We start from the raw sequence: 26,290 nt of genomic DNA, 5'->3' as shown, positions 1-26,290 counted from the left end.
ACGCCTTATCCGGCCTACACAAATCAGCATCGGTTTGTAGGCCTGATAAGACGCGCCAGCGTCGCATCAGGCATCAGCACACAATCGCCGGATGCGGCGTGAACGCCTTATCCGGCCTACACAAATCAGCATCGGTTTGTAGGCCTGATAAGACGCGCCAGCGTCGCATCAGGCATCAGCACACAATCGCCGGATGCGGCGTAAACGCCTTATCCGGCCCACGAATCGGAATCAGACATTGGTATCCCTCAATACCCCATGTTTTTCTTCTTCTCTAACTCTTCTTTTGCGGTATCAGGCAGGTAAAGGGTGGACTTGGTCAGCGTCAGCTTTTCAGGCATGGTGCCGTCTTTTTTATATTTCTCCAGCGCGTCAAATGCCGGACCGGCCATGTTTGGCGTCAGTTCAACGCTGGCATTCGCTTCGCCATCAATCATTGCTTTATAGATGTCCGGCACGCCGTCGATAGAGCCTGTCAGGATGTCCTTACCCGGTTTCAGACCCGCTTCTTTAATTGCCTGAATCGCGCCAATGACCATGTCGTCGTTATGGGCGTATACCATGCAGATGTTTTTGCCGTTGTTTTCCGCTTTGATAAAGCTCTCCATCACTTCTTTGCCTTTACTACGGGTGAAGTCACCGGACTGTGAGCGGATAATTTTGATATTTGGCGCATTCTTAATGGCTTCGGCAAAGCCTTTCTTACGGTCTATGGCAACGCTGGCCCCAACGGTACCCTGTAACTCAACCACGTTACATGGTTTGCCGTTAACCTCTTTCACCAACCAATCACCAATCAACTTACCTTCAAGAATATTGTCGGCTGTGACGGTGGTCATATAGAGAGATTTGTCTTTCACGTCGATGGAACGGTCAAGCAAAAAGACCGGAATTTCGGCTTCCTTTGCCTCTTTCAAAACGGGTTCCCAACCAGTTGCAACCACCGGGGCGATAAAGATGGCATCTACCCCCTGCGCGACAAAGGAACGTACTGCTTTAATCTGGTTTTCCTGCTTTTGCTGACCATCGGCAATTTTCAGCGTGATACCGCGTTTTTCGGCCTCACTTTTCGCCACATTAGTTTCTGCTGCGCGCCAGCCGGATTCGGAGCCGACCTGCGAAAATCCTACGGTTAAAGGAGCGGCCAACGCCATAGACGACATGGCTGCCGAGACTGCAGAGACTACAAGTAAGCGTTTCCACATAGGGTTGTCCTCGTCGGGGTGATTATTATTGGTGAAAAGATGTTCGCGAAAAAACTATAGACAATTGGTTATGTAACAGATTGCGTTACATCACACTTCAAAAAAGTAAATACATCGTTAATCACAAGTTTGTAATCGCTTTCATATCACTATGAAAAATGCAGCTACGGTTATGGATTTTCCGGCTCTGTGAACCGTCTTAAAACTGGCGAAAAAGGAAAATGAGGGCGAAAACAAGCGAAGACATTCGGCGCGAGTTGGCTATAATACTCGGCACTTGTTTGCCACATATTTTAAAGGAAACAGACATGAGCTTACTCAACGTCCCTGCGGGTAAAGATCTGCCGGAAGACATCTACGTTGTTATCGAAATCCCGGCTAACGCTGATCCGATCAAATACGAAATCGACAAAGAAAGCGGCGCACTGTTCGTTGACCGCTTCATGTCCACCGCGATGTTCTATCCGTGCAACTACGGCTACATCAACCACACCCTGTCTCTGGACGGTGACCCGGTTGACGTACTGGTCCCGACTCCGTACCCGCTGCAGCCAGGTTCTGTGATCCGCTGCCGTCCGGTTGGCGTTCTGAAAATGACCGACGAAGCCGGTGAAGATGCGAAACTGGTTGCTGTTCCGCATACCAAACTGAGCAAAGAATACGATCACATCAAAGACGTTAACGATCTGCCGGAGCTGCTGAAAGCTCAGATCGCTCACTTCTTCGAACACTACAAAGACCTCGAAAAAGGCAAGTGGGTGAAAGTTGAAGGTTGGGAAAACGCTGAAGCCGCTAAAGCTGAAATCGTTGCTTCCTTCGAGCGCGCAAAGAATAAATAAGTTCTTCTAGCGCAAAACCCTGAACGCCGGGCTTCGGTTAGTAGGGGTTTTTTATGCCCGCGATAAATAAACACGCCTTATTCCACCACCGCCTGCAAACGTAATAACGCCTCTTCCACGACCTCGTCCGCAGCCAGACCAATACGCTTTGCCTGACAGGCGCGTAAATCCATCATTCGTACCTGATTCACCAATACCACGCCATACACATCGCCTTCTTCGCAATGCAACGGAACGCTAAATCCGGCATAACGGGCAAAATTTCCGCCCTGGGTAATGGGGGCCACCAACGTCATTCCCAGTTGATTAAAGGCTTGAACGGAGAGCACAAGCGCAGGTCGACCAGCACCTTGCTGTTCATGGCCGCTTGCTGGATCAAAGCCGACCAGCACAATGTCTCCCCGTTCAAATTCACTTTTCTTTACCATATTTCGTTACCCGCAGGGGTGGATTTACCCCAGACATCCTGCTCGCTCAATTCCGGTGCGTTCATGTCGCATTGCGCCAACAGTTCATCAAGCGAGTAGCGTCTGGAGATAGGTGTAAGAATCAGTTGATTGTTGCTCACCTGTGCCTCAACGCTCTGCCCCGGCTGTAAGTTAAGTTCTTTCATTACGATATTGGGAATGACCATACCTGCACTGTTCCCCCATCTTTTTATGGTAATACGCATCTGCACCTCCTCAAGTTATACAAAGTATAACTCACGGTGCTACAGGAAACGTTTTACCCCTGCGCATTTGTGAACGCCAGCAGAGTTTTTTATGCGTTAATAGATATGGAAAGCGGCTCGGAAGGAAAAGCAAAAGGAGGGGAAGTTACAAAAAAGAATGCGTGTCGTCTCGCAAAAACAACGCCACCCGAAGGTGGCGTGTTTATATTATGACTTATCCCTGTCTAACCAGTCGCCGCTTGCAATCAGCTTTAATCCATCGACGGGTCGTTGATATACGTACATCCATGCACTCCCATACGGCGTCTGAATCAACTGGCGCGCGTATTCACCGCCCCTGGTGCGCAAGGCATCAAGTTCGGCCAGCGTGGCGTTGTCAATACGATAAACTTCACCGTGTACCGTTCCGTTCCCCGGAACTGCGCCTGGATAGTGGCCCAGGCTATACAGTTGATAGTTATCGATACTGAAATCGCCCAGCAACTGGGCATTAGTCATCCAGTGGCTGTTGCCTTGTTTGTGACGTAAACTGCCGTAGACAAATATTCGCATCGCTAAAACTCGAACTGATAGAGCAAATCCAGTGCCTGATCTACACCAGACACGGCTTCCAGATATAGCTTTGGCATCAGGCGATAACGTAACGTGAGTGTTGCTATAGAGTCAAATATCCCCACGCCGTATTTCACTTGCAGACCTGGTAGTACATAGCCGCTGACCACCACCTGGGAGGAGTCGCCTACCCCCTCGGTGTCGAGAGCTAAATTACTTACGCCAAATGTCTCGCCGATTTTACCCACAATCTGACCACTTTGTGCAACCCCCAGACCAATCAGCATCGAGGTCATCGCTGCGCTGTCGCTCTGATCGCTCTCCAGCCCTTGTCCACGCAACAAGTAAGACAATGCTGCCTGTTGTGACATCACCGGGTCAGAGAAGATCTCCGCTTTCGGCTCATCCGCCAGTCCGGTTACGCGAACACCGGCGATCACGTCGTCTTCTGTTGCATCTGGGTTACGAATAGCTTCGATATTGAGATACGGTTGATCCGGTGGACCAGAGAACAGCAACTCGCCCTTACGCACAATCAGATCCTGGCCATAAGCATGGAAGCGCCCTTCAGGGATGTTGATCTGCCCGTTCAGGCCCAGACCTTGTTTGTCCTGTACGACGTTGAGATCGCCCGTCAGTCGCGCTTTCAGACCAAAGGCATCAATGCGCACGTTGTTGCCGACGTGGACAATCAGGTTGCTGTTAATCGGAATCGACGCAGTTTTCTGCTCTTCCGGTTGCAGATTATCGTTGAGCATCACGACATCGCTGGAAACACCCACCGCACTTTCCGGCAGATCGTGCACCACAATGCGCGCCCACGGTACATCCACGCGACCATCGAGGGTAAACAGGCTTGGTGTCGCTTCGAATACGATGTCAGGCGACACGTCCATTCGCACCATCGGCGGTACGGTTATCCGTACCTTACTGCCTTTCGCCGTTACCCGCGCCCGCCAGTTTTCAATCTGACTCCAGTCAGCATCTCCGTTCAGGTAGATGTCACCCTGCTGCGTCCTCACGGTCCCCGCAAGCGTCGAGCGCATACCGTTAAAATTGACCGCAAGCTGGCTTGGCTGCATATCAAATGGCATAAAGTTGCCGTCGATATCCACGCCCGTAACCTGGAGCTGACCAAACAATTGTGGGCTTTGCACATCACCGCCCAGACGTAGGTTAGCGCTCACCATCCCCGCCGCTTTTTCACCACGCGTAAAGACAGGGTTCACCATCGCGAGGTTAAAGTTACGGATGTTGACGTTGCCGCCAAGATTACGGCGGCCTTGCGGATCGGTCACCTGCACCTGGCCATCAAACTGGCCGTTATTGGTCAGACGGATGGTCCAGCCCAACTCAGCGCGGTTGTTACGCAGCTCTGCCGATAGATTCAGTGTCTGAAACGCCACCGGTAGCGCCGCATCGTTGACGGTTTGCGTCACCTGAACGTTACGCCCAGAAAGGGTGATACTGCCCTGTGGCAGCCCCTCTTTAGTGGTGTCCCAGGCAACGTCCGCTTTACCCGTGAAGATACCGCTTGCCTGGGTCGTTTCCGGCATAAACGGTTTCAGCATTGCAAGGTCGAAGCGGTTGAGATTGACCACCGCACGCCCTTCTGCCCCGGCATCAATGGTTTGCGGCACGCACAGTTCCGCATTCGGGTTAAGCCAACAGTGTGGCCCGATGCTGATTTTTTGCTCCTGATTGCGGTAGTCCAGTGCGATATCGCGCGTCAGCGACCACGGTCCGACCGGCGTCTGGAAGCGCGTATTGCTAAGTGTTCCCTTCCAGCGTTCTTCTTTGCGATCAAAGCTACCCGCCAGGTTCAGTTGACCGGAAACCGGCTCGCCCTGAATCCGCAGTTGCAACTCGTGCTGCTTTTCGCTGCCTTTCGCATTCAGAGTGACAAGGTTGATATTCACATCTGGTTGCGAGATTTGCTCAACGCGCACGTCGAGTTTACCCGCAATCTGATCGGTGGATTTGATGTCGCCTTCCACGCGAACCTGCGACACAGAGAGCTCCTGCCAGCGCAAGCCGCGCGCGGTGATATCCGCCAGCAACTGCGGCGCTTCCACCGTACCGCGAACTTTCACCAGCCCTTTCGCTGTACCGCCAAGCCCTGGCAGCGCGTTATCTAGCCCCGGTGCGTTGATAGTGGCGTCAAGATTGAGATCTTTCACCCCAAGTTCGCCTTTCACTTCGGCACTGTTTGGTCCCAGTTCCAGATGCAGACCCGGGATCATCCACTGCATATAACTGTTGCCCTTCAGCGTTCCCTCAACGTTCACTTTGTTCTGTTTGACGTTGCCGGTCAGCTTCAACTCCGGCACATCCATCTGCCAGGTGCCGCCGTACAGGCTACCGCGCGTTTTGATCAAACCATTAAGTTTCGACGGCCAATCCGGGAACTCTTTCGCCGTATTAATGCCGTTGAACGTCAATTCGCCGCGCCAGCTAATGGCCTGCTGCCAGTCGAGCAGCGCCTTCAGCTCGGTTTTCCCCTCCAGCGCTGCGACGGTGAGTTTGTCGAGATTTACCTGCTGTTCATTACCTTTGGCATCAAGGGTAATGGTCGCTGGCGGGATCTCCTGCCCTTTCACCGCCGTACGCATAGACAGTGTGTAATCGGTCATTTTGCCGGTGAGTTTCAGTTTCAGGTCATCCGCCTGATATTGCTTCTCGCCAGTGAACGGCCAGTAAAGTTGTTTGCTGTTCACTTCCACGTTGAGCGGTAATCCAGCTTCCGCCAGCCGCGTCTGGGCGCGTAAATCCATATCCACCGGACCGGAAAGGTTAACGCCTATCTCCAGTTGTTCGCGCAGCGCACCGCCCACTTTCAGCTTCACTTTTTCACCTTTCAACGGCTCCACGTTCAGCGTGCTGTTGAGAGTGATATCCACCGGCCAGTTGTTGGACAGTTGTGCCGTACCGCTGGCATTGACGATCCCCTGGTTAGAATCAATATCCAGTGCATCCAGTTTGGTATTGCCGTCGATGCTGCTCACTTTCAGCAACATGGTGCTCACGGTAATATCCGTATCGCCTGTCACGCGCAGTTGCTCGCCTTTAAACTCTTCAATGTTCAGGTTGAGCGGCAAATGCACGTCGGTCATTTCCGGCAACACCGGGCGAGAAAAGAGATCTTTCAGCGTTTCGCCGAGTGGTTTTTCATCAGGCTGCGGATTTTCAATCTTCGGTTCGACCACTTCTTCCTGCGCCACGTCCGCCACTTTCGGCAAGGCAATCAGCAAACCTTTCAGCAACGTCGGTTTCAGGGTCAGGGTTTTCTCCTGCCAGTTCAGGCCGGAAGCGAAGTCCAATACCGACACAGTAGTGTCATCAATCTTGATGTTGACGTTATCCAGCGCCACGCGCGTCAGGGTGATGGGATACGGCGTGGAGAGATCCAGCGGCCCACTGTCCTCTTCTTCTACCTGTTCAGAAGGGGGCATTTTTTTACTGTCGATATTGACCTGAATGTCTTTCAACGCCAGATCGTTGATGCAAACGCTGCTGTTCCACAGACAATCCAGCCCAACGGCCAGATGTAGATTGCCCGCTTTTACCGCCACACCTGGCTGTTCATAACGAACGTCAGACAGGGTAAGGTCGCGCCAGCCGCCAGTGACCTTGCCAATGTCCAGCCCTGGCACCCAGCGGTCCGCCGCTTTAAATACCAGATGCAGGCCACTGGTGGTGCCAACCAGAAATGCCACCGAGCCCAGCAGTAGTAAGATGACGATAACCGCGCCGAGGCTGATTTTTTTCCATAAACTCATAATTCTGGCCCCAGACCGATGTAAAACTGTAACCCATGCTCGTCTTTATCCCCGACCGGTACGGCGAAATCGAGCTTGATCGGCCCGACCGGAGATTCCCAGCGCACGCCGACCCCGGTGCCGGTTTTGAAGTCGCTGCGGCGGATATCACTCACCGCTTCACCGCTATCGACAAACACTGCGCCCCACCATTTTCCGGTCACGTTGTACTGGTACTCCAGTGACCCGGTAATTAGCTTTGATGCCCCTTTCAGGTCACCATTGTCATATTTCGGCGCAATAGATTTGTATTTATAGCCGCGAATACTGCGGTCGCCCCCGGCGAAGAAACGCAGATCCGGCGGTACTTTGTCGAAGTCACCGGTTTCAATCCAGCCCAGCGTGCCGCGCGTAACAAAGCGATGGCGATCGTACAGTGTGCGGATCCAGACGTTCTGCGCCTGGAAAACGGAGAAATCGACATCCGATCCCCAGGCCGTGTTGGAGTAGTCGATAGAGTAACGTTGCGAGTCGCCCCAGGTCGGCATCAGGCCGCCGCGTGATCGCGTCCGGCTAATCATCACACCTGGATAAAACAGCATTGTGGTGTTAGTAATTTCACCCTGAGTAAAGTGGTCGAGACTCCAACGCAGGTTAATAGCGCGCTGCCAGCCGCTGGAGAGATCCCAGTACCGGGAAGCGACCAGAGTAGTGGAATCAGATTCGGTATCGTTCAGGTCAGTACGCTTAAAGCCACCCTGCACCAGATAATATTGCTCCAGCGGGTTTTTCAGCAGCGGCATTTTATAGCTGAAGTCGAGGGTTTGTTCTGGCGCAGAAATACTGGTACTGGTGGTCAGGCTGTGGCCATACGAGTTCATCCACGGCTTTTTCCACGTTGCTTTAACGCGTGGCCCAACGTCCGTTGAGTACCCCACACCTGTTTCAATGGTGTTTTCCGTGCGTGGCGAAACGATCCCCGTCAGCGGCAATACTTTTGTTTCTCGCGCTTTATCAAATTGCGGCGCCACCACCACCGAATTAAACCAGCCGGTGGCGGAAAGGCGACGGTTCAGTTCCGCCAGATCTTTTGACTCGTATTCATCGCCTTCTTTGAACGGTACCAGGTTTTGCAGGTACTCGTCGCGAATTTGCGAACCTTCAAAAGTGACATGCCCAAAGCGGTAACGTTCGCCACTGTTGTAATCAATATCCCAGTAAGCTTTATGCAGGCCGAGCGCAATGCCTAACTGGGCTTTGGTAAATTCGCTATCGAAATAGCCTTTACGCAGCGCAATACTGGTTAAGGACTTTTTGAAATTTTCATAATCGCCCTGGTTTAGCACCGTACCTATAGCCGGGCGAGTATCCAGCAACTTCAAATAGTCTTTATCGGTTCGCGCACCGCCGCGCAAGACGACATCGGTGCCGCCAATCAACACGGGTACACCCGGTGTAACTTTAGCAACCAGCACCTGCCGTCCTTTCTTTGGCGGTGGCTGGAGATCAAATTCAATTGTTGGCTGGTAATAGCCCAGTGCTTTTAGACCTTCCCGGATGGCATCATCAACACGTGCGCGAAAGCGCCGGTCTGGCGTTACTTCATCACTTTGAATCGTAGAAAGCTGTGCACGAACGTTTTTTTCCAGCTGTCCCGATAACCCTTCCACCTGTAGACGGACATTCGCGGCGATGGCAGAACCACTAAAGCAGAGTAAGCTTACACAGCATAACTGTCGGATATAGCGCACATTTTCTCCTGAATATCCTTTATTCCTGCCCCTGGAACTCCGTTAAACGGCTTAACAATAATCCAGCAATATGGATTAAAAAGCAGACTAAACCCAAAATATTACTTATGTTTTACTTTAGACCCATTCACGGTGGTTATTGTGTGCAAATACGTCTCTTGTTACAACCTAAACCCCTATGACCGATTTTCGGGAGAGCGACACCATGAGTTTATTTGATAAAAAGCATCTGGTTTCCCCCGCCGATGCCCTTCCTGGACGTAATACCCCGATGCCCGTAGCTACGCTGCATGCGGTCAACGGTCACTCAATGACAAATGTGCCTGACGGAATGGAGATCGCCATTTTTGCGATGGGCTGTTTCTGGGGCGTTGAACGCCTTTTCTGGCAACTTCCCGGTGTTTACAGTACTGCCGCAGGCTACACCGGCGGGTACACGCCAAACCCGACTTATCGGGAAGTGTGTTCCGGTGATACTGGCCACGCCGAAGCGGTGCGCGTGGTTTACGATCCGTCGGTAATCAGCTATGAACAACTGTTGCAGGTTTTCTGGGAAAACCACGATCCTGCACAAGGGATGCGTCAAGGTAATGATCACGGCACACAGTACCGTTCCGCGATATACCCGCTGACGCCAGAACAGGATGCCGCCGCCCGCGCCAGTCTGGAACGTTTTCAGGCCGCAATGCTCACCGCCGATGACGATCGCCAGATAACCACCGAGATTGCTAACGCCACACCGTTCTATTATGCCGAAGATGACCACCAACAGTATCTACATAAAAACCCTTATGGCTACTGCGGAATTGGCGGAATAGGCGTTTGTCTGCCGCCTGAAGTGTAGTATTAAAAGGTAGAGCCAAAGTGAAATGAGACAAAAATTTAACCCTCTGGCGACTTTACAGTGCCTTACGCTATACTAGCCACTGAAAATGCCGGTTCACTCTCTTCGAATCGGCTTTCAATGTGTATTTCACACAAATTAATCAACTTCCCCTTCCGAGGATCTGACCTGAACGGTTAGATAAGATATGTTAAACAGTATTTTAGTCATACTCTGCTTGATCGCTGTAAGTGCGTTCTTCTCGATGTCCGAGATCTCGCTTGCCGCTTCACGCAAAATCAAACTTAAACTGCTGGCTGATGAAGGCAATATCAATGCCCAACGCGTTCTGAATATGCAGGAAAATCCCGGCATGTTCTTTACCGTGGTGCAAATTGGTCTGAACGCGGTGGCGATTCTCGGCGGTATCGTCGGTGATGCAGCGTTCTCCCCGGCTTTTAACAGCCTGTTCTCCCGCTATATGTCGGCAGAACTCTCTGAGCAACTGAGCTTTATTCTCTCTTTCTCGTTAGTGACTGGCATGTTTATCCTGTTTGCGGATTTAACCCCGAAACGCATCGGTATGATTGCGCCAGAAGCTGTGGCTTTGCGTATCATCAACCCGATGCGCTTCTGCCTGTATGTTTGCACCCCGTTGGTGTGGTTCTTCAACGGCCTGGCAAATATGATTTTCCGCCTCTTTAAACTGCCGATGGTGCGCAAGGATGACATCACTTCCGATGATATTTACGCGGTAGTAGAAGCAGGGGCGCTGGCGGGAGTATTACGTAAACAAGAGCATGAACTGATTGAAAACGTGTTCGAGCTTGAATCCCGTACTGTCCCGTCTTCTATGACTCCGCGTGAAAACGTCATCTGGTTCGATCTCCACGAAGACGAGCAAAGTCTGAAGAATAAAGTGGCGGAACATCCGCACTCAAAATTCCTCGTTTGTACTGAAGATATCGACCACATCATCGGCTATGTAGATTCGAAAGATCTGCTTAACCGCGTCCTGGCCAATCAAAGCCTGGCGCTGAACAGTGGCGTACAAATTCGCAACACGCTGATCGTGCCAGATACGCTGACCCTTTCTGAAGCGCTGGAAAGTTTTAAAACTGCGGGTGAAGACTTTGCAGTAATCATGAATGAATACGCGCTGGTTGTAGGGATCATCACCCTCAACGACGTGATGACCACACTGATGGGCGATCTGGTTGGTCAGGGTCTGGAAGAGCAGATTGTGGCGCGTGATGAGAACTCATGGTTAATCGATGGTGGAACACCGATTGATGACGTGATGCGTGTACTGGATATTGACGAGTTCCCGCAGTCAGGCAATTACGAAACCATTGGCGGCTTTATGATGTTTATGTTGCGTAAGATCCCCAAACGCACTGATTCGGTGAAGTTCTCCGGCTACAAATTTGAAGTGGTGGATATTGATAACTACCGTATCGACCAGTTACTGGTAACGCGGATCGATAGCAAAGCCACCATCCTTTCACCAAAGTTATCTGACACTAAAGATAAAGAAGAAAGCGTCGCATAACCTCGGAAACATCAACGGCTCCTGAATCAGGAGCCGTCTTATTACTGCATAGCACTTTGGTTAAGCCATATCTGTTTGCAGACGCATAACCTGACGGTTAACTTCGGACATCACTGACAAATGCAGTTTATCCTTCACTTTTGGGATAAGAATCTTACCCTTATCAAATTCAAAAGCGCCAACGTCCTTGATGTATAACCGTCCACGGAACAGGATCTTCACGTACTTCGCCACTTGCAGTGGGTTGTACCGTTGGAAAATTTTCATTGTTGTCTCCTGCTGAGTATTACGCCTTTGCGGTACCACAATCGGTCCAACTATTATGAGGCGCAAATTTTAATGCCTAATGACTATAGACTACTGCGGTAATGTTTCCAGCCTGTATGAGTTTTTTTACCGTAACGTTACAATTATTCAGAATTATCTTTTCGCATAATCAGAATCTTTAGTATAAGCATTCATTTTTCATATGATTTGTGCGCTTGTCCGCAAACTGGCATCACACTTGCGGGATTTTCGATAAATAGCACATATGATTAAAAGTCAGACCCAAGTGGTCGGATCACCTGCATATCATAAGAAGGAAACACCATGACTCTACGCAAGATTCTGGCCCTCACCTGCCTGCTGCTGCCGATGATGGCCTCCGCACATCAGTTCGAAACCGGCCAGCGAGTACCGCCGATTGGCATTACCGATCGTGGCGAGTTGGTGCTTGATAAAGATCAGTTTAGCTACAAAACCTGGAACAGCGCGCAGTTAGCGGGAAAAGTACGAGTGCTACAACATATTGCCGGTCGCACGTCAGCCAAAGAGAAAAACGCGACGCTGATAGAAGCGATTAAATCGGCGAAGTTGCCGCACGATCGCTACCAGACCACCACCATTGTCAACACCGATGACGCCATTCCCGGTTCCGGCATGTTTGTACGCAGCAGTCTGGAAAGCAATAAAAAGCTTTATCCATGGTCACAGTTTATTGTCGATAGCAACGGCGTCGCGCGCGGCGCCTGGCAGTTGGATGAAGAGAGTTCTGCCATAGCAGTGCTCGATAAAGACGGCCGCGTGCAATGGGCGAAGGACGGGGCGCTCACCCAGGAAGAGGTGCAGCAAGTAATGGACTTGCTGCATAAGTTGCTCAATAAATAGAAACTCTGAATCCTGGATTCAGGAACGATTCACGCGGGGTATAATCCAGCGGTTTACCCTGCCAATCGTGAACGTGCGCTCCGGCTGCGGCAGCAACAGCGTGGCCGGCGGCAGTGTCCCAAATATTGGTGGGTCCGAAACGCGGGTAGAGCTGCGCCTGCCCTTCCGCCACCAGACAGAATTTCAGCGAAGAGCCAATGGACGTCGTCTGATGTTCGCCAAGCTGTTGCAGATACTCTTTCAGCTCTGCATCCGCATGGGAACGGCTGATAACCACCAGTGGCGGGCGAGCATCGCGAACCTGAATCTGCTTGCGCACGCCGTACTCTTCTTTCCAGGCTTTGCCTTCTGCCGCGCTGTACATTACGTTCATGACTGGCGCATACACCACACCTAAAATCGGTTTGCCGTGGTCAATAAGCGCAATATTAACGGTGAATTCGCCGTTACGTTTAATAAACTCTTTAGTGCCATCCAGCGGGTCCACCAGCCAGTAACGCTGCCAGTGTTGACGGATTTCCCAGCCGGGAGGATCTTCTTCAGACAGAACCGGAATATCCGGCGTCAGCGTACGTAAACCGTCCATGATGACGGTATGCGCGGCAATGTCCGCCGCCGTCACCGGTGAGTTATCCGCTTTGTTGACGACGTCCATCGGCTTTGTCCCGTCGTAGACCTGCATAATGGCATCGCCCGCAATCCGAGCGAGTTGACATACTTGTTCTAACATTCTCCACCTCTTTTGTTTCAGTGGTGTTAACTCGTTGTTTTACTTATACCCTATCGTTAAAGAATCCGCCAACTGTGATGGCGTCATCGTTTCCTGATTTATTATTTATGGCATCCTTCAACGCTCGGTATGAAAGACGTTTCATCTACTCGTTCATAAAAGGATGCCCAGATGGTTAAGTTTAGTGCAACGCTCCTTGCTACGCTGATTGCCGCCAGCGTGAATGCGGCGACAGTCGATCTCCGCATAATGGAAACCTCTGATTTGCATAGCAATATGATGGATTTCGATTACTACAAAGATTCCGCCACAGAAAAATTCGGACTGGTTCGTACTGCAAGTTTGATTAACGATGCTCGCAATGAAGTAAAAAACAGCGTGCTGGTCGATAACGGCGATTTGATTCAGGGGAGTCCGCTGGCAGATTACATGTCAGCGAAAGGCTTAAAAGCAGGTGAAATCCATCCGGTCTATAAGGCGTTGAATACGCTGGATTATACGGTTGGCACGCTTGGCAACCATGAATTTAACTATGGCCTGGATTACCTGAAAAATGCGCTGGCAGGGGCGAAATTCCCTTATATAAACGCCAACGTCATTGATGCTAAAACCAAACAGCCGATGCTTACGCCGTATTTAATTAAAGACACCGAAGTGGTCGATAAAGACGGGAACAAACAGACGCTGAAGATTGGCTACATCGGCGTCGTGCCTCCGCAGATTATGAGCTGGGATAAAGCCAATTTATCCGGCAAAGTCACCGTTAACGATATTACTGAAACAGTGCGCAAGTACGTTCCAGAAATGCGCGAGAAAGGGGCCGATGTTGTTGTCGTTCTGGCTCATTCTGGTTTGTCTGCCGATCCGTATAAAGTGATGGCGGAAAACTCGGTTTATTATCTCAGTGAAATTCCGGGCGTTGACGCCATTATGTTTGGCCATGCTCACGCTGTCTTCCCGAGTAAAGATTTTGCCGATATTAAAGGCGCGGATATTACCAAAGGTACGCTGAACGGCGTTCCGGCGGTAATGCCTGGCATGTGGGGCGATCATCTCGGCGTGGTCGATCTGCAACTCAATAATGACAGCGGGAAATGGCAGGTAACGCAGGCGAAAGCGGAAGCACGGCCTATTTACGATATCGCCAATAAAAAATCCCTCGCAGCGGAAGACAGCAAGCTGGTAGAAACGCTAAAGGCCGATCACGATGCCACACGCCAGTTTGTCAGCAAACCGATCGGGAAATCTGCCGACAACATGTATAGCTATCTGGCGCTGGTGCAGGATGATCCGACCGTGCAGGTGGTGAACAACGCACAAAAAGCGTATGTCGAACATTACATCCAGGGCGATCCGAATCTGGCAAAACTGCCCGTGCTCTCTGCTGCCGCACCGTTTAAAGTCGGTGGGCGTAAGAACGACCCTGCCAGCTATGTCGAAGTGGAAAAAGGCCAGTTGACCTTCCGCAATGCCGCCGATCTCTATCTCTATCCCAATACGCTTATCGTGGTGAAAGCCAGCGGTAAAGAGGTGAAAGAGTGGCTGGAGTGCTCCGCCGGGCAGTTTAATCAGATAGACCCCAATAGCACTCAACCACAGTCGTTGATCAACTGGGATGGTTTCCGCACCTATAACTTTGACGTTATTGATGGTGTGAGTTATCAGATTGATGTTACCCAGCCAGCCCGCTATGACGGCGAATGTCAGGTGGTTAATGCCAATGCGGAAAGGATTAAGAACCTGACCTTTAATGGCAAACCGATTGATCCGAACGCGATGTTCCTCGTTGCCACCAATAACTATCGTGCCTACGGTGGCAAATTTGCCGGCACGGGCGACAGCCATATCGCTTTTGCTTCACCGGATGAGAACCGCTCGGTGCTGGCAGCGTGGATTGCTGAAGAGTCGAAGCGTGCGGGGGAAATCCACCCGGCGGCAGATAACAACTGGCGTTTAGCACCGATTGCTGGCGATAAGAAACTGGATATCCGTTTCGAAACATCTCCGTCAGATAAAGCCGCTGCGTTTATTAAAGAGAAAGGGCAGTATCCGATGAATAAAGTCGCGACCGATGATATCGGGTTTGCGATTTATCAGGTGGATTTGAGTAAGTAATATATTTCTTTTTCAGCCTACAAATCATCAACCGCGTCCGGCACTTATTGTCGGATGCGATGCTGTCGCATCTTATCCGACCTACAGACCATAAACCGTAGGTCGGATAAGCGCAGCGCATCCGGCAAGTTACGCCGCACGTTCACCCCGCACCGCCAGCACTTCTGGCAAATTCAACTCAATCCAGTCCGCCAGTGCAGCAACCTTTTCACTCACCTGCTCACCCAGCGGAGCAAGACTATATTCCACATGCGGCGGCACCACCGGATACGCGATACGGTTAACAAAACCATCCTGCTCCAGCGCCTGTAACGACTGCGCAAGCATCTTTTCACTCACCCCGCCCATTTTACGCCGCAGGTCGCTAAAGCGATGAGTGCCTTCGCGCAGCGCCACCAGAATCAATACACCCCAACGGCTGGTGACGTGTTTCAACACCTCGCGCGACGGACACTGTTCAGCGAAGAGATTTCCCTCTTTCAGCTGTTGCGACAGACTTACCTGACTCATTTCATACTTACCTTTTTGTGCGTACTTACTAAAAGTAAGTTTAGGTGGTAGCGTATTTAAACACAAGACAAACGATGGAGACTTCCCATGATCGCTATTACCGGCGCAACCGGCCAACTTGGTCACTATGTAATTGAATCCCTGGTGAAAACCGTTCCTGCCAGCCAAATAGTGGCTATCGCACGTAATCCGGAAAAAGCCCATGCTTTGAGCGCACAAGGCATTAACGTGCGTCAGGCTGACTACGGCGATGAAGCCGCACTGACATCTGCGCTACAGGGCGTGGAAAAACTGCTGCTGATCTCTTCCAGCGAAGTGGGACAGCGAGCCCCACAGCATCGTAATGTGATTAATGCAGCAAAGGCGGCTGGCGTGAAATTTATCGCCTACACCAGCCTGTTACATGCGGACACCTCCCCGCTCGGCCTGGCTGCTGAACATATCGAGACGGAGAAAATGCTGGCTGATTCTGGCATCGCTTACACCCTGCTGCGCAACGGCTGGTACACCGAAAACTACCTCGCCAGCGCCCCGGCAGCACTGGAGCACGGTGTATTTATTGGTGCGGCGGGCGATGGCAAAATTGCCTCAGCGACACGTGCAGATTATGCCGCCGCCGCCGCGCGCGTGATTAGCGAGGCTGGCCACAAAGGTAAAGTCTATGAGCTGGCAGGCGACAACGCCTGGACGCTGACACAGTTAGCGGCAGAGCTGACCAAACAGAGCGGCAAACCAGTTACCTATCAAAACCTGAGCGAAGCCGATTTCGCCGCCGCGCTGAAAGGGGTTGGTCTGCCTGCGGGTCTGGCGGAAATGCTGGCTGATTCTGACGTTGGCGCCTCGAAAGGCGGTCTGTTTGATGACAGCAAAACACTCAGCTCGCTGATTGCCCGCCCAACAACAACGTTAGCCGAAAGCGTAAGCCATCTTTTTAATGTTAATAACTAGTTAATTAAAGTGGCATCCTCCCGCATCCTCTCTGATAATGACGGGATGCCGGGAGCAACCATGTCTGCTTCCTGAATATTTCTTCTGACAGACCAATGGATGCCAGTGATGATTAGCGGCGTGCTGTACGCCCTGTTAGCAGGGTTGATGTGGGGGCTTATTTTTGTCGGGCCGTTGATCGTCCCGGAATACCCGGCAATGTTGCAGTCGATGGGGCGCTATCTGGCGTTAGGTCTAATCGCTCTGCCAATTGCATGGCTGGGACGTGTGCGTCTGCGTCAGTTGGCACGCCGCGACTGGTATACCGCCTTGATGCTCACCATGATGGGCAACCTGATTTATTATTTTTGCCTTGCCAGTGCCATTCAGCGTACCGGCGCGCCTGTTTCCACGATGATTATTGGCACCCTGCCAGTGGTTATCCCCGTCTTCGCCAATCTGCTGTATAGCCAGCGTGACGGCAAACTCGCATGGGGGAAACTCGCCCCGGCGCTGGTTTGTATTGGCATCGGCCTTGCGTGTGTGAATATTGCTGAGTTAAACCACGGACTCCCCAACTTTGACTGGGCGCATTACACCTCGGGGATCGTGCTGGCATTAGTTTCCGTAGTCTGCTGGGCGTGGTATGCCCTGCGCAACGCCCGCTGGCTGCGGGAAAACCCAGACAAACATCCAATGATGTGGGCGACGGCCCAGGCGCTGGTCACGCTGCCGGTTTCGCTTCTCGGCTATCTCGTCGCTTGTTACTGGCTGAATACGCAAACGGCGGACTTCTCTCTACCTTTTGGCCCCCGTCCGCTGGTATTTATTAGCCTGATGATTGCTATCGCCGTGCTTTGCTCATGGGTCGGCGCACTTTGCTGGAACATCGCCAGCCAGCGATTACCGACGGTGATTCTCGGGCCACTGATTGTTTTCGAAACGCTGGCAGGTTTGCTGTACACCTTTTTACTCCGCCAGCAAATGCCGCCGTTGATGACGCTGGGCGGTATCGCACTGTTAGTGGTCGGCGTGGTCATTGCGGTCAGAGCAAAACCGGAAAAACCTTTAATTGAACCTGTCTCTGAAAGTTGACACGCTGGCAGTGAATTAAATAATCCTCTGCTACGTAAGGGTTATAGCTTTTGCCTTAAAGATGCATTTAAAATACATCTTATCTTATTAAGAATGAGGTATCAGCTATGGCTTATCGCGACCAACCTTTAGGTGAACTGGCGCTCTCTATTCCTCGCGCTTCGGCTCTGTTTCGTCAATATGATATGGATTACTGCTGCGGCGGTAAGCAGACGCTGGCGCGCGCAGCGGCACGTAAAGAGCTGGATGTTGAGGTCATTGAAGCCGAACTGGCAAAGCTTGCTGAACAGCCGATTGAGAAAGACTGGCGTAGCGCGCCGCTGGCAGAAATCATCGACCATATCATCGTGCGCTACCACGATCGTCACCACGAACAACTGCCAGAGCTGATTCTGCAAGCCACCAAAGTTGAGCGCGTTCATGCCGACAAACCGAGCGTGCCAAAAGGGCTGACAAAATACCTGACCATGCTGCATGAAGAGCTTTCCAGCCACATGATGAAAGAAGAGCAAATTCTCTTCCCGATGATTAAACAAGGCATGGGCAGCCAGGCAATGGGGCCAATCAGCGTAATGGAAAGCGAGCACGATGAAGCGGGCGAACTGCTGGAAGTGATCAAACACACCACCAATAACGTCACACCGCCGCCGGAAGCCTGCACCACCTGGAAAGCGATGTATAACGGCATTAATGAACTGATTGATGACCTGATGGAGCACATCAGTCTGGAAAACAATGTACTATTCCCGCGCGCGCTGGCGGGTGAGTGATTTGTTCGACCAACGCACCTGGTTTACACAATCAGGTGCGTTTTCATATTACATTGCGTTATTCACCACTCTGGAGCAATCTTTTATATCTACTGGTCTGGAAAAATTCATTATTCAGCCAATAATAAGTTCCTTCAACGGTCATTAAGTCGCCATGCTCACTAATATAAGCCTTATTCATCTCCTGGGTTTCATTACGCCGCCGCCCACCATTTACCAAAGCATCATCAAGAAAATAGATATATTTATCATCATGTGCAAAAGTATCAGACACCTTCCCTCCGGGCGTTTTAAACCATGTTAATTTTCCTTTAAGCTCAAAGGTTGTAATCGTACCACCACCGATAAAGTACATATATTTATCGTCATACGCTAAACGTTTCGACAATTCACCATCAGCATTTTTAAACCACGTCCAATGTCCATTAATATCAAAAATAGTCACATCATCGCGCGCGATGAAATAAACTTTATTACCTATAATATTAACGCCTTCCTGTAATTCTTGTTGCGGGTCCGGTAAATGAATAACCGACAGTGTTTTTTCGACCGCAGAAACATACTTCACCAGATAGAGCGAATCTTGATATTGCGCCACATTCCCCGTCAGCGGGCGAAAATATTCCGGATCAACATCAGGAATGGTCGCTACCCGGCAGTCATTGCCGCGCCGGGAAGCATCTCGCGTCAACCATGTTACTTTATCCCGCTGTAGGTCAAACGTACTCCGGCAATCTTTACCGAACGCATAACGTTTCTCCCCGTCTTTATCGCGATAAATCAGCAGTGAACCGGCTATCCAGCGCACAATATGAAAGGTATCCGGATCGGCGTTAATGGCATCTCCGTTCACAAAGACCTGCGATTTTGTCCGCCAGATTGTATCCCAGGGTCCAGGATTACTTTTGCTTTCGCAGCTATTAGGTGAATAAATAATGGGACGACGTGTCCAGGGTTTAATGTCAAGAATAGAATACCCTTGCGCACTACCTAACCAGCGCCCCTGAAAGTAAATATTACGGCGATCTTTGAGCACATCTGCGGAATCACCTGAACGAACGCGTCCGCCAACTTGTTGCAGCGAATCCATATCGACCTGCTTTTCGCCGTGATTATCATCCGTGCGTTCGCCATCAAAATAGAGGCTGTCTTTATCGGCAGCAAAACGCCCCCATGCGCGGAATGTTGCGGCATCGACTTTCGGTGTTCCCGGCGGGTTCTGAACTATTTTCCCTGCCCATAAAATATGGCGGCCATCAGTCAGCCAGTCGAAACGCCAGCCACCGTTGGTTCTGATATAAGCGCCACCATCTACCCGCACAAAATCATTATTGATATCATCAGGAGAATCATATTCATCATCAGTGCCGTTGGGTACGCGGCGAAGTTGCTTAAACTTCACCTGCGGCAAATGAATATCCGGGAAATAGAGTCCGTAACCGTCACTATCTTCAACGATATATTTTGTTCCTTGCCCCCACGGTTGGTAGTAAAACGCAGCAGAAGGCACACCGGAACAGGCTAGTGAAGTGGTTGAAAATAAAGCCAGTGCGAGACAAACGGGTTTAATTGGCAACATAGCGTCATCCTGAAGCTGTTAGTGTGAAGAGGTTATTTAAATAAGGGTTTAAGCCCGCTCGGGGGTTGCTTCACCGATGACCATCCTCCCACACCCAGGTTATAACGCAGCCATTCACCTTGTTGGGCGTGCTCTTTCCCAATTCCAGTCGCTTGTTGAGTGTAAAGCTGCCCGTCTGTTGATATAAACGTGTTAGTTAATCCCCAACTACCACCTGCTTCAAGTGAGTCGGAGAGGTCCTCTGGCTTGAGATTAATCAACTCGCCTTCTCCCAGGGCATTGGTTGTGACTTTATAAATTTGGTTCTTATATAAACCAGTATTCCGAACAAACAGATAAAAATATTCCGGATCAACTCCCGCCAGTGTTTCATAAATACACTCACTGCCCGCTGGAGTGGCTTCATGTTTGAGCCAGGAAACATTATTCAGACCAATATTAAAAGGTGCACAGCGATAGCCAATATCCTCAAGCTCATAGTCATGCTCGCCGCTTTTATCGCGATAAATCAACCGTTCGCCAGGCATCCAACGTTTAATCTGAAAGGTTTTGCGATCGGTAGACAGTGGCTTGCCATTAACAAGCACCTGCGAATTTGTCAGCACAACAAATTGCAGGGAGGAATCATGCCGCAGGATTTGAAATCCATCGGCATGGCCCAGCCAGCGACCTTTATGCCAGAGGCTATTTTTATCACGCAGTAAATTCCAGATTTCTGTCTCTTCCAGCGTAGACATATCCACCTGCTTATCACCGCTATTATCATCGGTACGCTGGCCATCAAAATAGATACTGCGTTTATCGGCAGCAAAAGCGCCAAATGCCTGAAAAGTGGCGGCATCGACATTAGGTTTACCGGATGGATTTTTCAGGACTTTGCCAGCCCAAAGAACAGAGCGTCCATCGGTGAGCCAGGTATGCTGGCAATCCCCCTCATCATCGCAATCGAACTTATCGGGATTAAAATCAGACAGTAACCGGGTTTCGTTTTTATTAGCTAAATTGGCAATACGCCAAAGGCGGGAAAAATTAATATCCGGTAATTTGGAGAAGATCTCATCTTTTTTCCCCTTCTGTTCGGCAACGTAAACCGTGCCTTTATTCTGCTGGCGGTAATAAAAATCTGCGCCCCAGGAAGGTGAAATGGAGAGCGGTAATACGGCGATTAATAACCAACTGCGCTTAACCATAGTGAACTCTGCAACAAGCGGCAAAGATTCACGGTAAGCCCGCGCCTGAAGGCTGTCTATGACGGTAGTTTTTTTTAGGAATGTATAAAGACAAAGGAGATGCTGACAACGTGTGATTTGTTCATGCCGGATGCGGCGTAAACGCCTTATCCGGCCTACAAAAACACGCAAATTCAATATATTGCAGAGATCCCGTAGGCCTGATAAGCGTAGCACATCAGGCAATTTTACAGCCTGAAAGGCCCCCGTAGGAGCCTTACTTCGCCATGCGTTTTTTACCAATAAACAGCCAGCCCAGCCCCAGTACAATAAACCACAACGGGGTAACCAGCAGCGCCTGGCGGGTGTCATCTTCCAGCGTCAGCAGTACGATGACGAATACAAAGAACGCCATACATACCCAGCACATCAGTTTGCCGAGCGGCATCTTGTAGATCGACTTCTCATGCAGGTGCGGACGCTGTTTGCGATACACCAGGTACGAACAAAGGATAATCGTCCAGACGAACATAAACAGAATCGCGGAAACAGTCGTGATCATCGTGAACGCGCCAATCACGCTTGGATTCACATACAACATCACCACGCCGCCGAGCAGACAGATACAAGAGAAGGTCAGTCCTTTCGCCGGAACCGCGCGCTTAGAGAGTTTCGCGAACGCTTTCGGCGCGACACCTTCCTGCGCCAGACCAAACAACATACGGCTGGTAGAGAATACGCCACTGTTAGCAGAAGAAGCCGCAGAGGTCAGTACCACAAAGTTAATCACGCTTGCCGCCGCAGGCAGCCCCACCAGCACAAACAGTTCAACGAACGGGCTTTTCTCCGCGACCACCGAACTCCACGGCGTCACGGACATAATCACAATCAGCGCGAAGACGTAGAACATAATGATACGGATCGGAATGGAGTTAATTGCGCGCGGCAGTGATTTCTCTGGATCTTTGGTTTCCGCAGCAGTAGTACCTACCAGCTCAATCCCCACGAAAGCGAAAACCGCTATCTGGAATCCGGCAAAGAAGCCGCTTAAACCTTTCGGGAACCAGCCGCCGTCATTCCACAAATGCGCGAACGACGCTTCCACACCGGTCGGAGACTGGAAGTGCATCATCACCATGATCAGACCGACAACAATCAGCGACACGATGGCGACGATTTTGATCATCGCGAACCAGAACTCCATCTCACCGAACATTTTCACGGTAGCGAGGTTTAGAACCAGCAACAGTATGATCACCGACAGCGACGCCACCCAGTCGGAAAGCCCCGGGAACCAGAACTGCGCATAAGCGGTAATAGCGACAACATCCGCCATACCGGTAACTACCCAACAGAACCAATAAGTCCAGCCGGTGAAATATCCTGCCCACGGACCCAGCAGATCGGAAGCGAAGTCACTAAAAGATTTGTATTCCAGATTCGAAAGCAGCAATTCCCCCATTGCCCGCATCACGAAAAAGAGCATAAAACCGATGATCATATAAACGAAAATGATCGACGGCCCAGCAAGACTGATTGTTTTACCGGATCCCATAAACAACCCTGTACCAATGGCGCCGCCAATGGCAATAAGCTGAATATGTCGGTTTGTGAGATTGCGCCGTAGCGACTGTTCAGCCGGAGCCTGATCATCGGCAACGACTTTTACCTGATCTACCATGTTTTTTCTTCCTGTCTGTGTTGTTCAGGCTCTGCGGCCTTTTGTCAGTCTATGATACGACGAATCCGTATCGGGACTCATCGATATTAGGTAACAATACGCGGGATGAATACTAAGATTTAGATCTAATGTTAATTTTATGTTTAAACTGAGTGTCATATCACGGTGATAACGCGAAACAGCTCACAAAAATACACGCTTACGGGGTGTTTGCAACATAAAATATCGCCGATTGGCAAACTGAAGGGTTTATTGCTAAATGCCTGCTCCCCTCTGGCTCGAGGGGAACAGAATACGCTGCTTAGAGGATTTCCAGCAGCTCGACTTCAAACACCAGGGTGCTGAACGGAGGAATGGACGCGCCAGCGCCGCGCTCGCCATAGGCCAGTTCCTGCGGGATAGTCAGTTCCCACTTAGAACCTACCGGCATCAGAGTCAGTGCTTCAATCCAGCCTGGGATCACGCCGTTCACCGGGAATTCAGCCGGTTCGCCACGGGCAACGGAGCTGTCAAATACAGTGCCGTCGATCAATTTACCGGTGTAATGAACGCGAACGCGGTCGGTACGCGCAGGAATTGCGCCTTCGCCCTGGTTAATCACGCGGAATTGCAGGCCGGACTCGGTGCTGTTCACGCCCTCTTTTTTAGCGTTTTCTTCAAGATATTTAACACCTTCAGCAGCCATCGACTGGAAACGCTGACGACGAACAGCATCGGCACGTTCATGGATTTCACGCAGCGCGCGGTGCACCACATCAACCGGAACAGCCGGATGTTTGCCTTCCAGCGCGTCGGCAATACCTGCAACTAGCGCTTCTGGCAGCAGTCCTTCCAGGCCAGATTCACTCAGTTGCTGCCCTACCTGCAAACCAATGCCGTAGCTAGCTTGCGCTTCGATGGTGTCAAAAGTTGGGGTGGTCATCTTATTTCCTTCCTCAGGGTATAAAGTAACGGGCAGCATATCAGCCACACTTCCTTGGGTAAAACTTTGTCGCGAGAGTGATGACAAATCCCGGGGAAAAAGAAACAATAGCAATATCCCGTATGAATATAATAAAGGCGGGTTTACCACGGACATCATAGCGTTAGCTTATTCATAGGCTATGATTGAGGAACAAGACGCGGAGCAGGAGGAAACCATGCCCGGGCGCTTTGAACTAAAACCAACCCTGGAGAAGGTCTGGCACGCGCCGGACAACTTTCGCTTCATGGATCCGCTACCGCCGATGCATCGTCGGGGGATTATTATTGCCGCCATTATTTTGGTGGTCGGTTTTCTGCTTCCGTCTGAGGATGCTACCGACTCCCCCGTCGTGACGCGTGAAGCGCAGCTGGATATTCAGTCGCAATCTCAGCCGCCAACGGAAGAACAACTGCGGGCGCAATTAGTTACCCCACAAAATGATCCTGATCAGGTGGCTCCGGTCGCCCCTGAACCGATACAGGAAGGCCAGCCGGAAGATCAGCCACAAACTTCTCAAACGCAACCTTTCCAGCCAGATAGCGGAATTGATAATCAGTGGCGCTCTTATCGTGTCGAACCGGGTAAAACGATGGCGCAGCTGTTCCGCGACCACGGACTCCCCGCTACCGATGTCTATGCGATGGCGCAGGTAGAAGGCGCGGGCAAGCCGCTAAGTAATTTGCAAAATGGGCAATTAGTACAAATCCGCCAGAACGCCAGCGGCGTAGTGACGGGCTTAACCATTGATACGGGGAATAACCAACAGGTTCTGTTTACCCGCCAGCCAGATGGCAGTTTTATCCGCGCGCGGTAGATGAAGGGTCAACGAGAAGCCAGCTAAGGATCGTCTCTTTGATGACCTTACGTCTGGCTTCCAGCGCCTGGGGTGAAACCATACTGATGTGATAAACCAGGCCAAGCGTATGCTGGTTAATCAAATAATATCCTCCAAGCGCGGCAATATTAATATTCACCTGCAATGGGTCGATGTCTGGCTTAAAAATATTACGCTTCTTCCCTTCAGACAATAACGATTCCATTAACTGCAAATGCGCGTGGTTAATTTCCTGAAGACGCTGTGATTTTGCATAGTGCACACCTTTGCTTTGGTTTTCACTATGCACAACTTTTAAAAACCAGGGGTTAGAAATATAATAATCCCAGGTAAAGTCGATGATTTTTTCAATTGCTTTTTGTGGAGGAAGACCTGAAACATCAAGGGATTTTTCTTTTTGTCGAATATCGCTCCAGGTGTATTCTAGCACTTCGATAAATAAATTTTCTTTATTACCAAAATGGTGATAAACCGTCTGTTTACTACACCCCGCAGCCTTCACAATATTATCGACTCTGGCCCCTTCATAACCATATTCGGCAAATTCATTAACCGCGCATAATAATAGTTTTTCCTTCAGGCTTTGTACGTTGCTGGTATCAAGATACATAACGCTTCCCCATCTCCTCTTCATGATGTCTATCATAACCTGATTTGATTTCAGCTCCAGAAAAAAGGGCAAAAACTCGTACTTTCATCAGGTTATCAAATGTCCTGTGATCATTATCGCAAATCAACCAACCAGATGGTTGATCTTTCTTTCCGCGCATCGCAAGCTAATCGTCACTTAGGGAAATAATATTCAAAAGAGGGTTATTGTATGAAGTCCACTCGTTCTGTTGCCGTCATCACCGGAGCCGCACGTGGTATTGGAAAGGGCTGTGCGCTGGAGCTTGCTCGTAGTGGGTTTAACCTGCTGATTAACGATCGCCCCGATGCCGACAGCGTAGAAAAATTACATGCCACGCAACAGGAATGTATGGCGGAAGGCGTGGAAGTCATTTGCTTCCCTGCCGATGTTGGCGATCTATCCCTGCATGAAGAGATGCTCGATGCAGCGCAAAACCAGTGGGGACGTCTGGACTGCCTGCTCAATAACGCCGGAATTTCGGTGAAAAAGCGTGGTGATATTCTCGACCTGGAGCCAGACAGCTTCGACGACAACATTGCCATCAATACCCGCGCGCCATTCTTCCTCGCCCAGGCATTCAGTAAACGTCTGCTCGCACAACCAAAACCGGAAGCGGAGCTACCACACCGCTCGATTATTTTTGTCAGCTCAATCAACGCCATCATGCTGGCGATGAATCGCGGCGAATACACCATTGCCAAAACGGCAGTATCTGCTGCCGCCCGTCTGTTTGCCGCTCGCCTGTGCAACGAACAAATTGGCGTTTATGAAATCCGCCCAGGTTTAATCAAAACCGATATGACTATTCCGGCAACCGCCTATTACGATGAATTGATTGCCAAAGGGTTGGTACCGTGGGGCCGTTGGGGCTTTCCACAGGATATCGCCTCCACCGTACGCGCAATGGCGGAAGGTAAGCTGATTTATACCTGTGGTCAGGCGGTCGCTATCGACGGCGGCTTAAGTATGCCGCGCTTCTGAG

24 protein-coding genes are annotated in these 26,290 nt (G+C 50.6%); 10 read left to right on the top strand and 14 right to left on the bottom strand.

What is annotated here, in order from left to right; genetic code table 11:
- Positions 1 to 248 precede the first annotated feature (248 nt).
- Positions 249 to 1,205: a galactofuranose ABC transporter substrate-binding protein YtfQ gene (gene ytfQ, locus A9180_RS02455; RefSeq protein ID WP_064525873.1), complete on the bottom strand. Its 957-nt coding sequence runs from the start codon at positions 1,203 to 1,205 to the stop codon at positions 249 to 251.
- A 308-nt stretch (positions 1,206 to 1,513) separates the two neighbouring features.
- Between ytfQ and ppa the strand changes: the two genes are divergently transcribed.
- A complete protein-coding gene (ppa, locus tag A9180_RS02450) occupies positions 1,514 to 2,044 on the top strand; it encodes an inorganic diphosphatase (protein WP_064525871.1) in 531 nt (176 codons plus the stop codon).
- 77 nt (positions 2,045 to 2,121) lie between these two features.
- Here ppa and chpB read toward each other — a convergent pair whose 3' ends face one another.
- The 5 genes from chpB to tamA form a co-directional block, all read right to left on the bottom strand.
- Positions 2,122 to 2,472, bottom strand: coding sequence for an endoribonuclease toxin ChpB (gene chpB, locus A9180_RS02445; RefSeq protein ID WP_064525869.1), 351 nt, complete (start codon positions 2,470 to 2,472; stop codon positions 2,122 to 2,124).
- Positions 2,466 to 2,717, bottom strand: a complete 252-nt coding sequence (gene chpS, locus A9180_RS02440) for a type II toxin-antitoxin system antitoxin ChpS (RefSeq protein ID WP_064525867.1) — start codon at positions 2,715 to 2,717, stop codon at positions 2,466 to 2,468. Before chpS ends, chpB begins: the two co-directional genes overlap by 7 nt.
- 207 nt (positions 2,718 to 2,924) lie before the next feature.
- On the bottom strand, positions 2,925 to 3,269 hold the full coding sequence (locus A9180_RS02435) for a gamma-glutamylcyclotransferase (protein WP_064525865.1): 345 nt from the start codon (positions 3,267 to 3,269) through the stop codon (positions 2,925 to 2,927).
- Positions 3,270 to 3,271: 2 nt separating this feature from the next.
- Positions 3,272 to 7,048, bottom strand: a complete 3,777-nt coding sequence (tamB, locus tag A9180_RS02430) for an autotransporter assembly complex protein TamB (protein ID WP_064525863.1) — start codon at positions 7,046 to 7,048, stop codon at positions 3,272 to 3,274.
- Entirely contained in the window at positions 7,045 to 8,778 is a 1,734-nt protein-coding gene (gene tamA / locus A9180_RS02425; protein WP_064525861.1) for an autotransporter assembly complex protein TamA, read from the bottom strand. The genes tamB and tamA overlap by 4 nt, the downstream gene beginning before the upstream one ends.
- A gap of 205 nt (positions 8,779 to 8,983) precedes the next feature.
- On the opposite strand from tamA, the gene msrA reads away from it, so the two are divergent.
- The gene (gene msrA / locus A9180_RS02415) at positions 8,984 to 9,622 is read left to right on the top strand and encodes a peptide-methionine (S)-S-oxide reductase MsrA (RefSeq protein ID WP_064525858.1); all 639 of its coding nucleotides are present in this window, start codon (positions 8,984 to 8,986) and stop codon (positions 9,620 to 9,622) included.
- A gap of 187 nt (positions 9,623 to 9,809) precedes the next feature.
- Positions 9,810 to 11,153 carry a hemolysin family protein gene (locus tag A9180_RS02410; RefSeq protein WP_064525856.1) on the top strand — a complete coding sequence of 448 codons (1,344 nt, stop codon included), beginning with the start codon at positions 9,810 to 9,812 and terminating at the stop codon, positions 11,151 to 11,153.
- A gap of 60 nt (positions 11,154 to 11,213) precedes the next feature.
- Here the strand turns inward: A9180_RS02410 and A9180_RS02405 are convergent, their stop codons facing one another.
- Positions 11,214 to 11,420 carry a DUF1107 domain-containing protein gene (locus tag A9180_RS02405; protein ID WP_064525854.1) on the bottom strand — a complete coding sequence of 69 codons (207 nt, stop codon included), beginning with the start codon at positions 11,418 to 11,420 and terminating at the stop codon, positions 11,214 to 11,216.
- A gap of 324 nt (positions 11,421 to 11,744) precedes the next feature.
- Between A9180_RS02405 and A9180_RS02400 the strand changes: the two genes are divergently transcribed.
- The gene (locus A9180_RS02400; protein WP_064525852.1) at positions 11,745 to 12,302 is read left to right on the top strand and encodes a YtfJ family protein; all 558 of its coding nucleotides are present in this window, start codon (positions 11,745 to 11,747) and stop codon (positions 12,300 to 12,302) included.
- On the opposite strand, the gene cysQ is transcribed toward A9180_RS02400, so the two are convergent.
- Positions 12,292 to 13,032: a 3'(2'),5'-bisphosphate nucleotidase CysQ gene (gene cysQ, locus A9180_RS02395; RefSeq protein ID WP_064525851.1), complete on the bottom strand. Its 741-nt coding sequence runs from the start codon at positions 13,030 to 13,032 to the stop codon at positions 12,292 to 12,294. The two genes, A9180_RS02400 and cysQ, sit on opposite strands and share 11 nt — an antisense overlap.
- Positions 13,033 to 13,203: 171 nt before the next feature.
- On the opposite strand from cysQ, the gene cpdB reads away from it, so the two are divergent.
- Positions 13,204 to 15,147 carry a 2',3'-cyclic-nucleotide 2'-phosphodiesterase gene (gene cpdB / locus A9180_RS02390; RefSeq protein WP_064525849.1) on the top strand — a complete coding sequence of 648 codons (1,944 nt, stop codon included), beginning with the start codon at positions 13,204 to 13,206 and terminating at the stop codon, positions 15,145 to 15,147.
- A 129-nt stretch (positions 15,148 to 15,276) separates the two neighbouring features.
- Here cpdB and A9180_RS02385 read toward each other — a convergent pair whose 3' ends face one another.
- Complete coding sequence (locus A9180_RS02385; RefSeq protein WP_064525847.1) at positions 15,277 to 15,657, bottom strand: winged helix-turn-helix transcriptional regulator; 381 nt, start codon at positions 15,655 to 15,657, stop codon at positions 15,277 to 15,279.
- An 87-nt stretch (positions 15,658 to 15,744) separates the two neighbouring features.
- On the opposite strand from A9180_RS02385, the gene A9180_RS02380 reads away from it, so the two are divergent.
- The 3 genes from A9180_RS02380 to ytfE all read left to right on the top strand — a co-directional run bounded on the left by A9180_RS02380 (position 15,745) and on the right by ytfE (position 18,449).
- Complete coding sequence (locus tag A9180_RS02380; RefSeq protein WP_064525844.1) at positions 15,745 to 16,605, top strand: SDR family oxidoreductase; 861 nt, start codon at positions 15,745 to 15,747, stop codon at positions 16,603 to 16,605.
- A gap of 108 nt (positions 16,606 to 16,713) precedes the next feature.
- On the top strand, positions 16,714 to 17,679 hold the full coding sequence (locus A9180_RS02375) for a DMT family transporter (protein WP_064525842.1): 966 nt from the start codon (positions 16,714 to 16,716) through the stop codon (positions 17,677 to 17,679).
- A gap of 107 nt (positions 17,680 to 17,786) precedes the next feature.
- Positions 17,787 to 18,449 carry an iron-sulfur cluster repair protein YtfE gene (gene ytfE, locus A9180_RS02370; RefSeq protein ID WP_064525840.1) on the top strand — a complete coding sequence of 221 codons (663 nt, stop codon included), beginning with the start codon at positions 17,787 to 17,789 and terminating at the stop codon, positions 18,447 to 18,449.
- Between the two features lie 58 nt (positions 18,450 to 18,507).
- Here ytfE and A9180_RS02365 read toward each other — a convergent pair whose 3' ends face one another.
- The 4 genes from A9180_RS02365 to fklB form a co-directional block, all read right to left on the bottom strand.
- On the bottom strand, positions 18,508 to 20,028 hold the full coding sequence (locus A9180_RS02365) for a hypothetical protein (protein WP_064525838.1): 1,521 nt from the start codon (positions 20,026 to 20,028) through the stop codon (positions 18,508 to 18,510).
- 32 nt (positions 20,029 to 20,060) lie between these two features.
- A complete protein-coding gene (locus tag A9180_RS02360; RefSeq protein ID WP_064525835.1) occupies positions 20,061 to 21,218 on the bottom strand; it encodes a hypothetical protein in 1,158 nt (385 codons plus the stop codon).
- A 256-nt stretch (positions 21,219 to 21,474) separates the two neighbouring features.
- The gene (gene cycA, locus A9180_RS02355; RefSeq protein WP_064525833.1) at positions 21,475 to 22,878 is read right to left on the bottom strand and encodes a D-serine/D-alanine/glycine transporter; all 1,404 of its coding nucleotides are present in this window, start codon (positions 22,876 to 22,878) and stop codon (positions 21,475 to 21,477) included.
- A 301-nt stretch (positions 22,879 to 23,179) separates the two neighbouring features.
- Positions 23,180 to 23,800, bottom strand: coding sequence for an FKBP-type peptidyl-prolyl cis-trans isomerase (gene fklB, locus A9180_RS02350; protein WP_064525832.1), 621 nt, complete (start codon positions 23,798 to 23,800; stop codon positions 23,180 to 23,182).
- A gap of 217 nt (positions 23,801 to 24,017) precedes the next feature.
- Here fklB and ytfB point away from each other — a divergent pair, with 217 nt between their 5' ends.
- Complete coding sequence (ytfB, locus tag A9180_RS02345) at positions 24,018 to 24,656, top strand: cell division protein YtfB (RefSeq protein ID WP_064525830.1); 639 nt, start codon at positions 24,018 to 24,020, stop codon at positions 24,654 to 24,656.
- On the opposite strand, the gene A9180_RS02340 is transcribed toward ytfB, so the two are convergent.
- Positions 24,640 to 25,287: a TetR/AcrR family transcriptional regulator gene (locus A9180_RS02340; RefSeq protein WP_064525828.1), complete on the bottom strand. Its 648-nt coding sequence runs from the start codon at positions 25,285 to 25,287 to the stop codon at positions 24,640 to 24,642. The genes ytfB and A9180_RS02340 overlap by 17 nt on opposite strands.
- A 210-nt stretch (positions 25,288 to 25,497) precedes the next feature.
- On the opposite strand from A9180_RS02340, the gene A9180_RS02335 reads away from it, so the two are divergent.
- Positions 25,498 to 26,289 carry a 3-ketoacyl-ACP reductase gene (locus A9180_RS02335; RefSeq protein WP_064525826.1) on the top strand — a complete coding sequence of 264 codons (792 nt, stop codon included), beginning with the start codon at positions 25,498 to 25,500 and terminating at the stop codon, positions 26,287 to 26,289.
- The last annotated feature ends 1 nt before the right edge of the window (position 26,290 follow it).

It is taken from the genome of Escherichia sp. B1147, assembly GCF_001660175.1.
Lineage (GTDB): Bacteria > Pseudomonadota > Gammaproteobacteria > Enterobacterales > Enterobacteriaceae > Escherichia > Escherichia whittamii.
The sequence above is the reverse complement of the archived record's forward strand: the minus strand, read 5'-3'. Positions and strand labels throughout refer to the sequence as shown.

Bases quoted from the DNA above. Each gene is read 5' to 3' on its own strand.
- ytfQ (WP_064525873.1), bottom strand. From the start codon at position 1,205: ATGTGGAAACGCTTACTTGTAGTCTCTGCAGTCTCGGCAGCCATGTCG.
- ppa (WP_064525871.1), top strand. From the start codon at position 1,514: ATGAGCTTACTCAACGTCCCTGCGGGTAAAGATCTGCCGGAAGACATC.
- chpB (WP_064525869.1), bottom strand. From the start codon at position 2,472: ATGGTAAAGAAAAGTGAATTTGAACGGGGAGACATTGTGCTGGTCGGC.
- chpS (WP_064525867.1), bottom strand. From the start codon at position 2,717: ATGCGTATTACCATAAAAAGATGGGGGAACAGTGCAGGTATGGTCATT.
- A9180_RS02435 (WP_064525865.1), bottom strand. From the start codon at position 3,269: ATGCGAATATTTGTCTACGGCAGTTTACGTCACAAACAAGGCAACAGC.
- tamB (WP_064525863.1), bottom strand. From the start codon at position 7,048: ATGAGTTTATGGAAAAAAATCAGCCTCGGCGCGGTTATCGTCATCTTA.
- msrA (WP_064525858.1), top strand. From the start codon at position 8,984: ATGAGTTTATTTGATAAAAAGCATCTGGTTTCCCCCGCCGATGCCCTT.
- A9180_RS02410 (WP_064525856.1), top strand. From the start codon at position 9,810: ATGTTAAACAGTATTTTAGTCATACTCTGCTTGATCGCTGTAAGTGCG.
- A9180_RS02405 (WP_064525854.1), bottom strand. From the start codon at position 11,420: ATGAAAATTTTCCAACGGTACAACCCACTGCAAGTGGCGAAGTACGTG.
- A9180_RS02400 (WP_064525852.1), top strand. From the start codon at position 11,745: ATGACTCTACGCAAGATTCTGGCCCTCACCTGCCTGCTGCTGCCGATG.
- cysQ (WP_064525851.1), bottom strand. From the start codon at position 13,032: ATGTTAGAACAAGTATGTCAACTCGCTCGGATTGCGGGCGATGCCATT.
- cpdB (WP_064525849.1), top strand. From the start codon at position 13,204: ATGGTTAAGTTTAGTGCAACGCTCCTTGCTACGCTGATTGCCGCCAGC.
- A9180_RS02385 (WP_064525847.1), bottom strand. From the start codon at position 15,657: ATGAGTCAGGTAAGTCTGTCGCAACAGCTGAAAGAGGGAAATCTCTTC.
- A9180_RS02380 (WP_064525844.1), top strand. From the start codon at position 15,745: ATGATCGCTATTACCGGCGCAACCGGCCAACTTGGTCACTATGTAATT.
- A9180_RS02375 (WP_064525842.1), top strand. From the start codon at position 16,714: ATGATTAGCGGCGTGCTGTACGCCCTGTTAGCAGGGTTGATGTGGGGG.
- ytfE (WP_064525840.1), top strand. From the start codon at position 17,787: ATGGCTTATCGCGACCAACCTTTAGGTGAACTGGCGCTCTCTATTCCT.
- A9180_RS02365 (WP_064525838.1), bottom strand. From the start codon at position 20,028: ATGTTGCCAATTAAACCCGTTTGTCTCGCACTGGCTTTATTTTCAACC.
- A9180_RS02360 (WP_064525835.1), bottom strand. From the start codon at position 21,218: ATGGTTAAGCGCAGTTGGTTATTAATCGCCGTATTACCGCTCTCCATT.
- cycA (WP_064525833.1), bottom strand. From the start codon at position 22,878: ATGGTAGATCAGGTAAAAGTCGTTGCCGATGATCAGGCTCCGGCTGAA.
- fklB (WP_064525832.1), bottom strand. From the start codon at position 23,800: ATGACCACCCCAACTTTTGACACCATCGAAGCGCAAGCTAGCTACGGC.
- ytfB (WP_064525830.1), top strand. From the start codon at position 24,018: ATGCCCGGGCGCTTTGAACTAAAACCAACCCTGGAGAAGGTCTGGCAC.
- A9180_RS02340 (WP_064525828.1), bottom strand. From the start codon at position 25,287: ATGTATCTTGATACCAGCAACGTACAAAGCCTGAAGGAAAAACTATTA.
- A9180_RS02335 (WP_064525826.1), top strand. From the start codon at position 25,498: ATGAAGTCCACTCGTTCTGTTGCCGTCATCACCGGAGCCGCACGTGGT.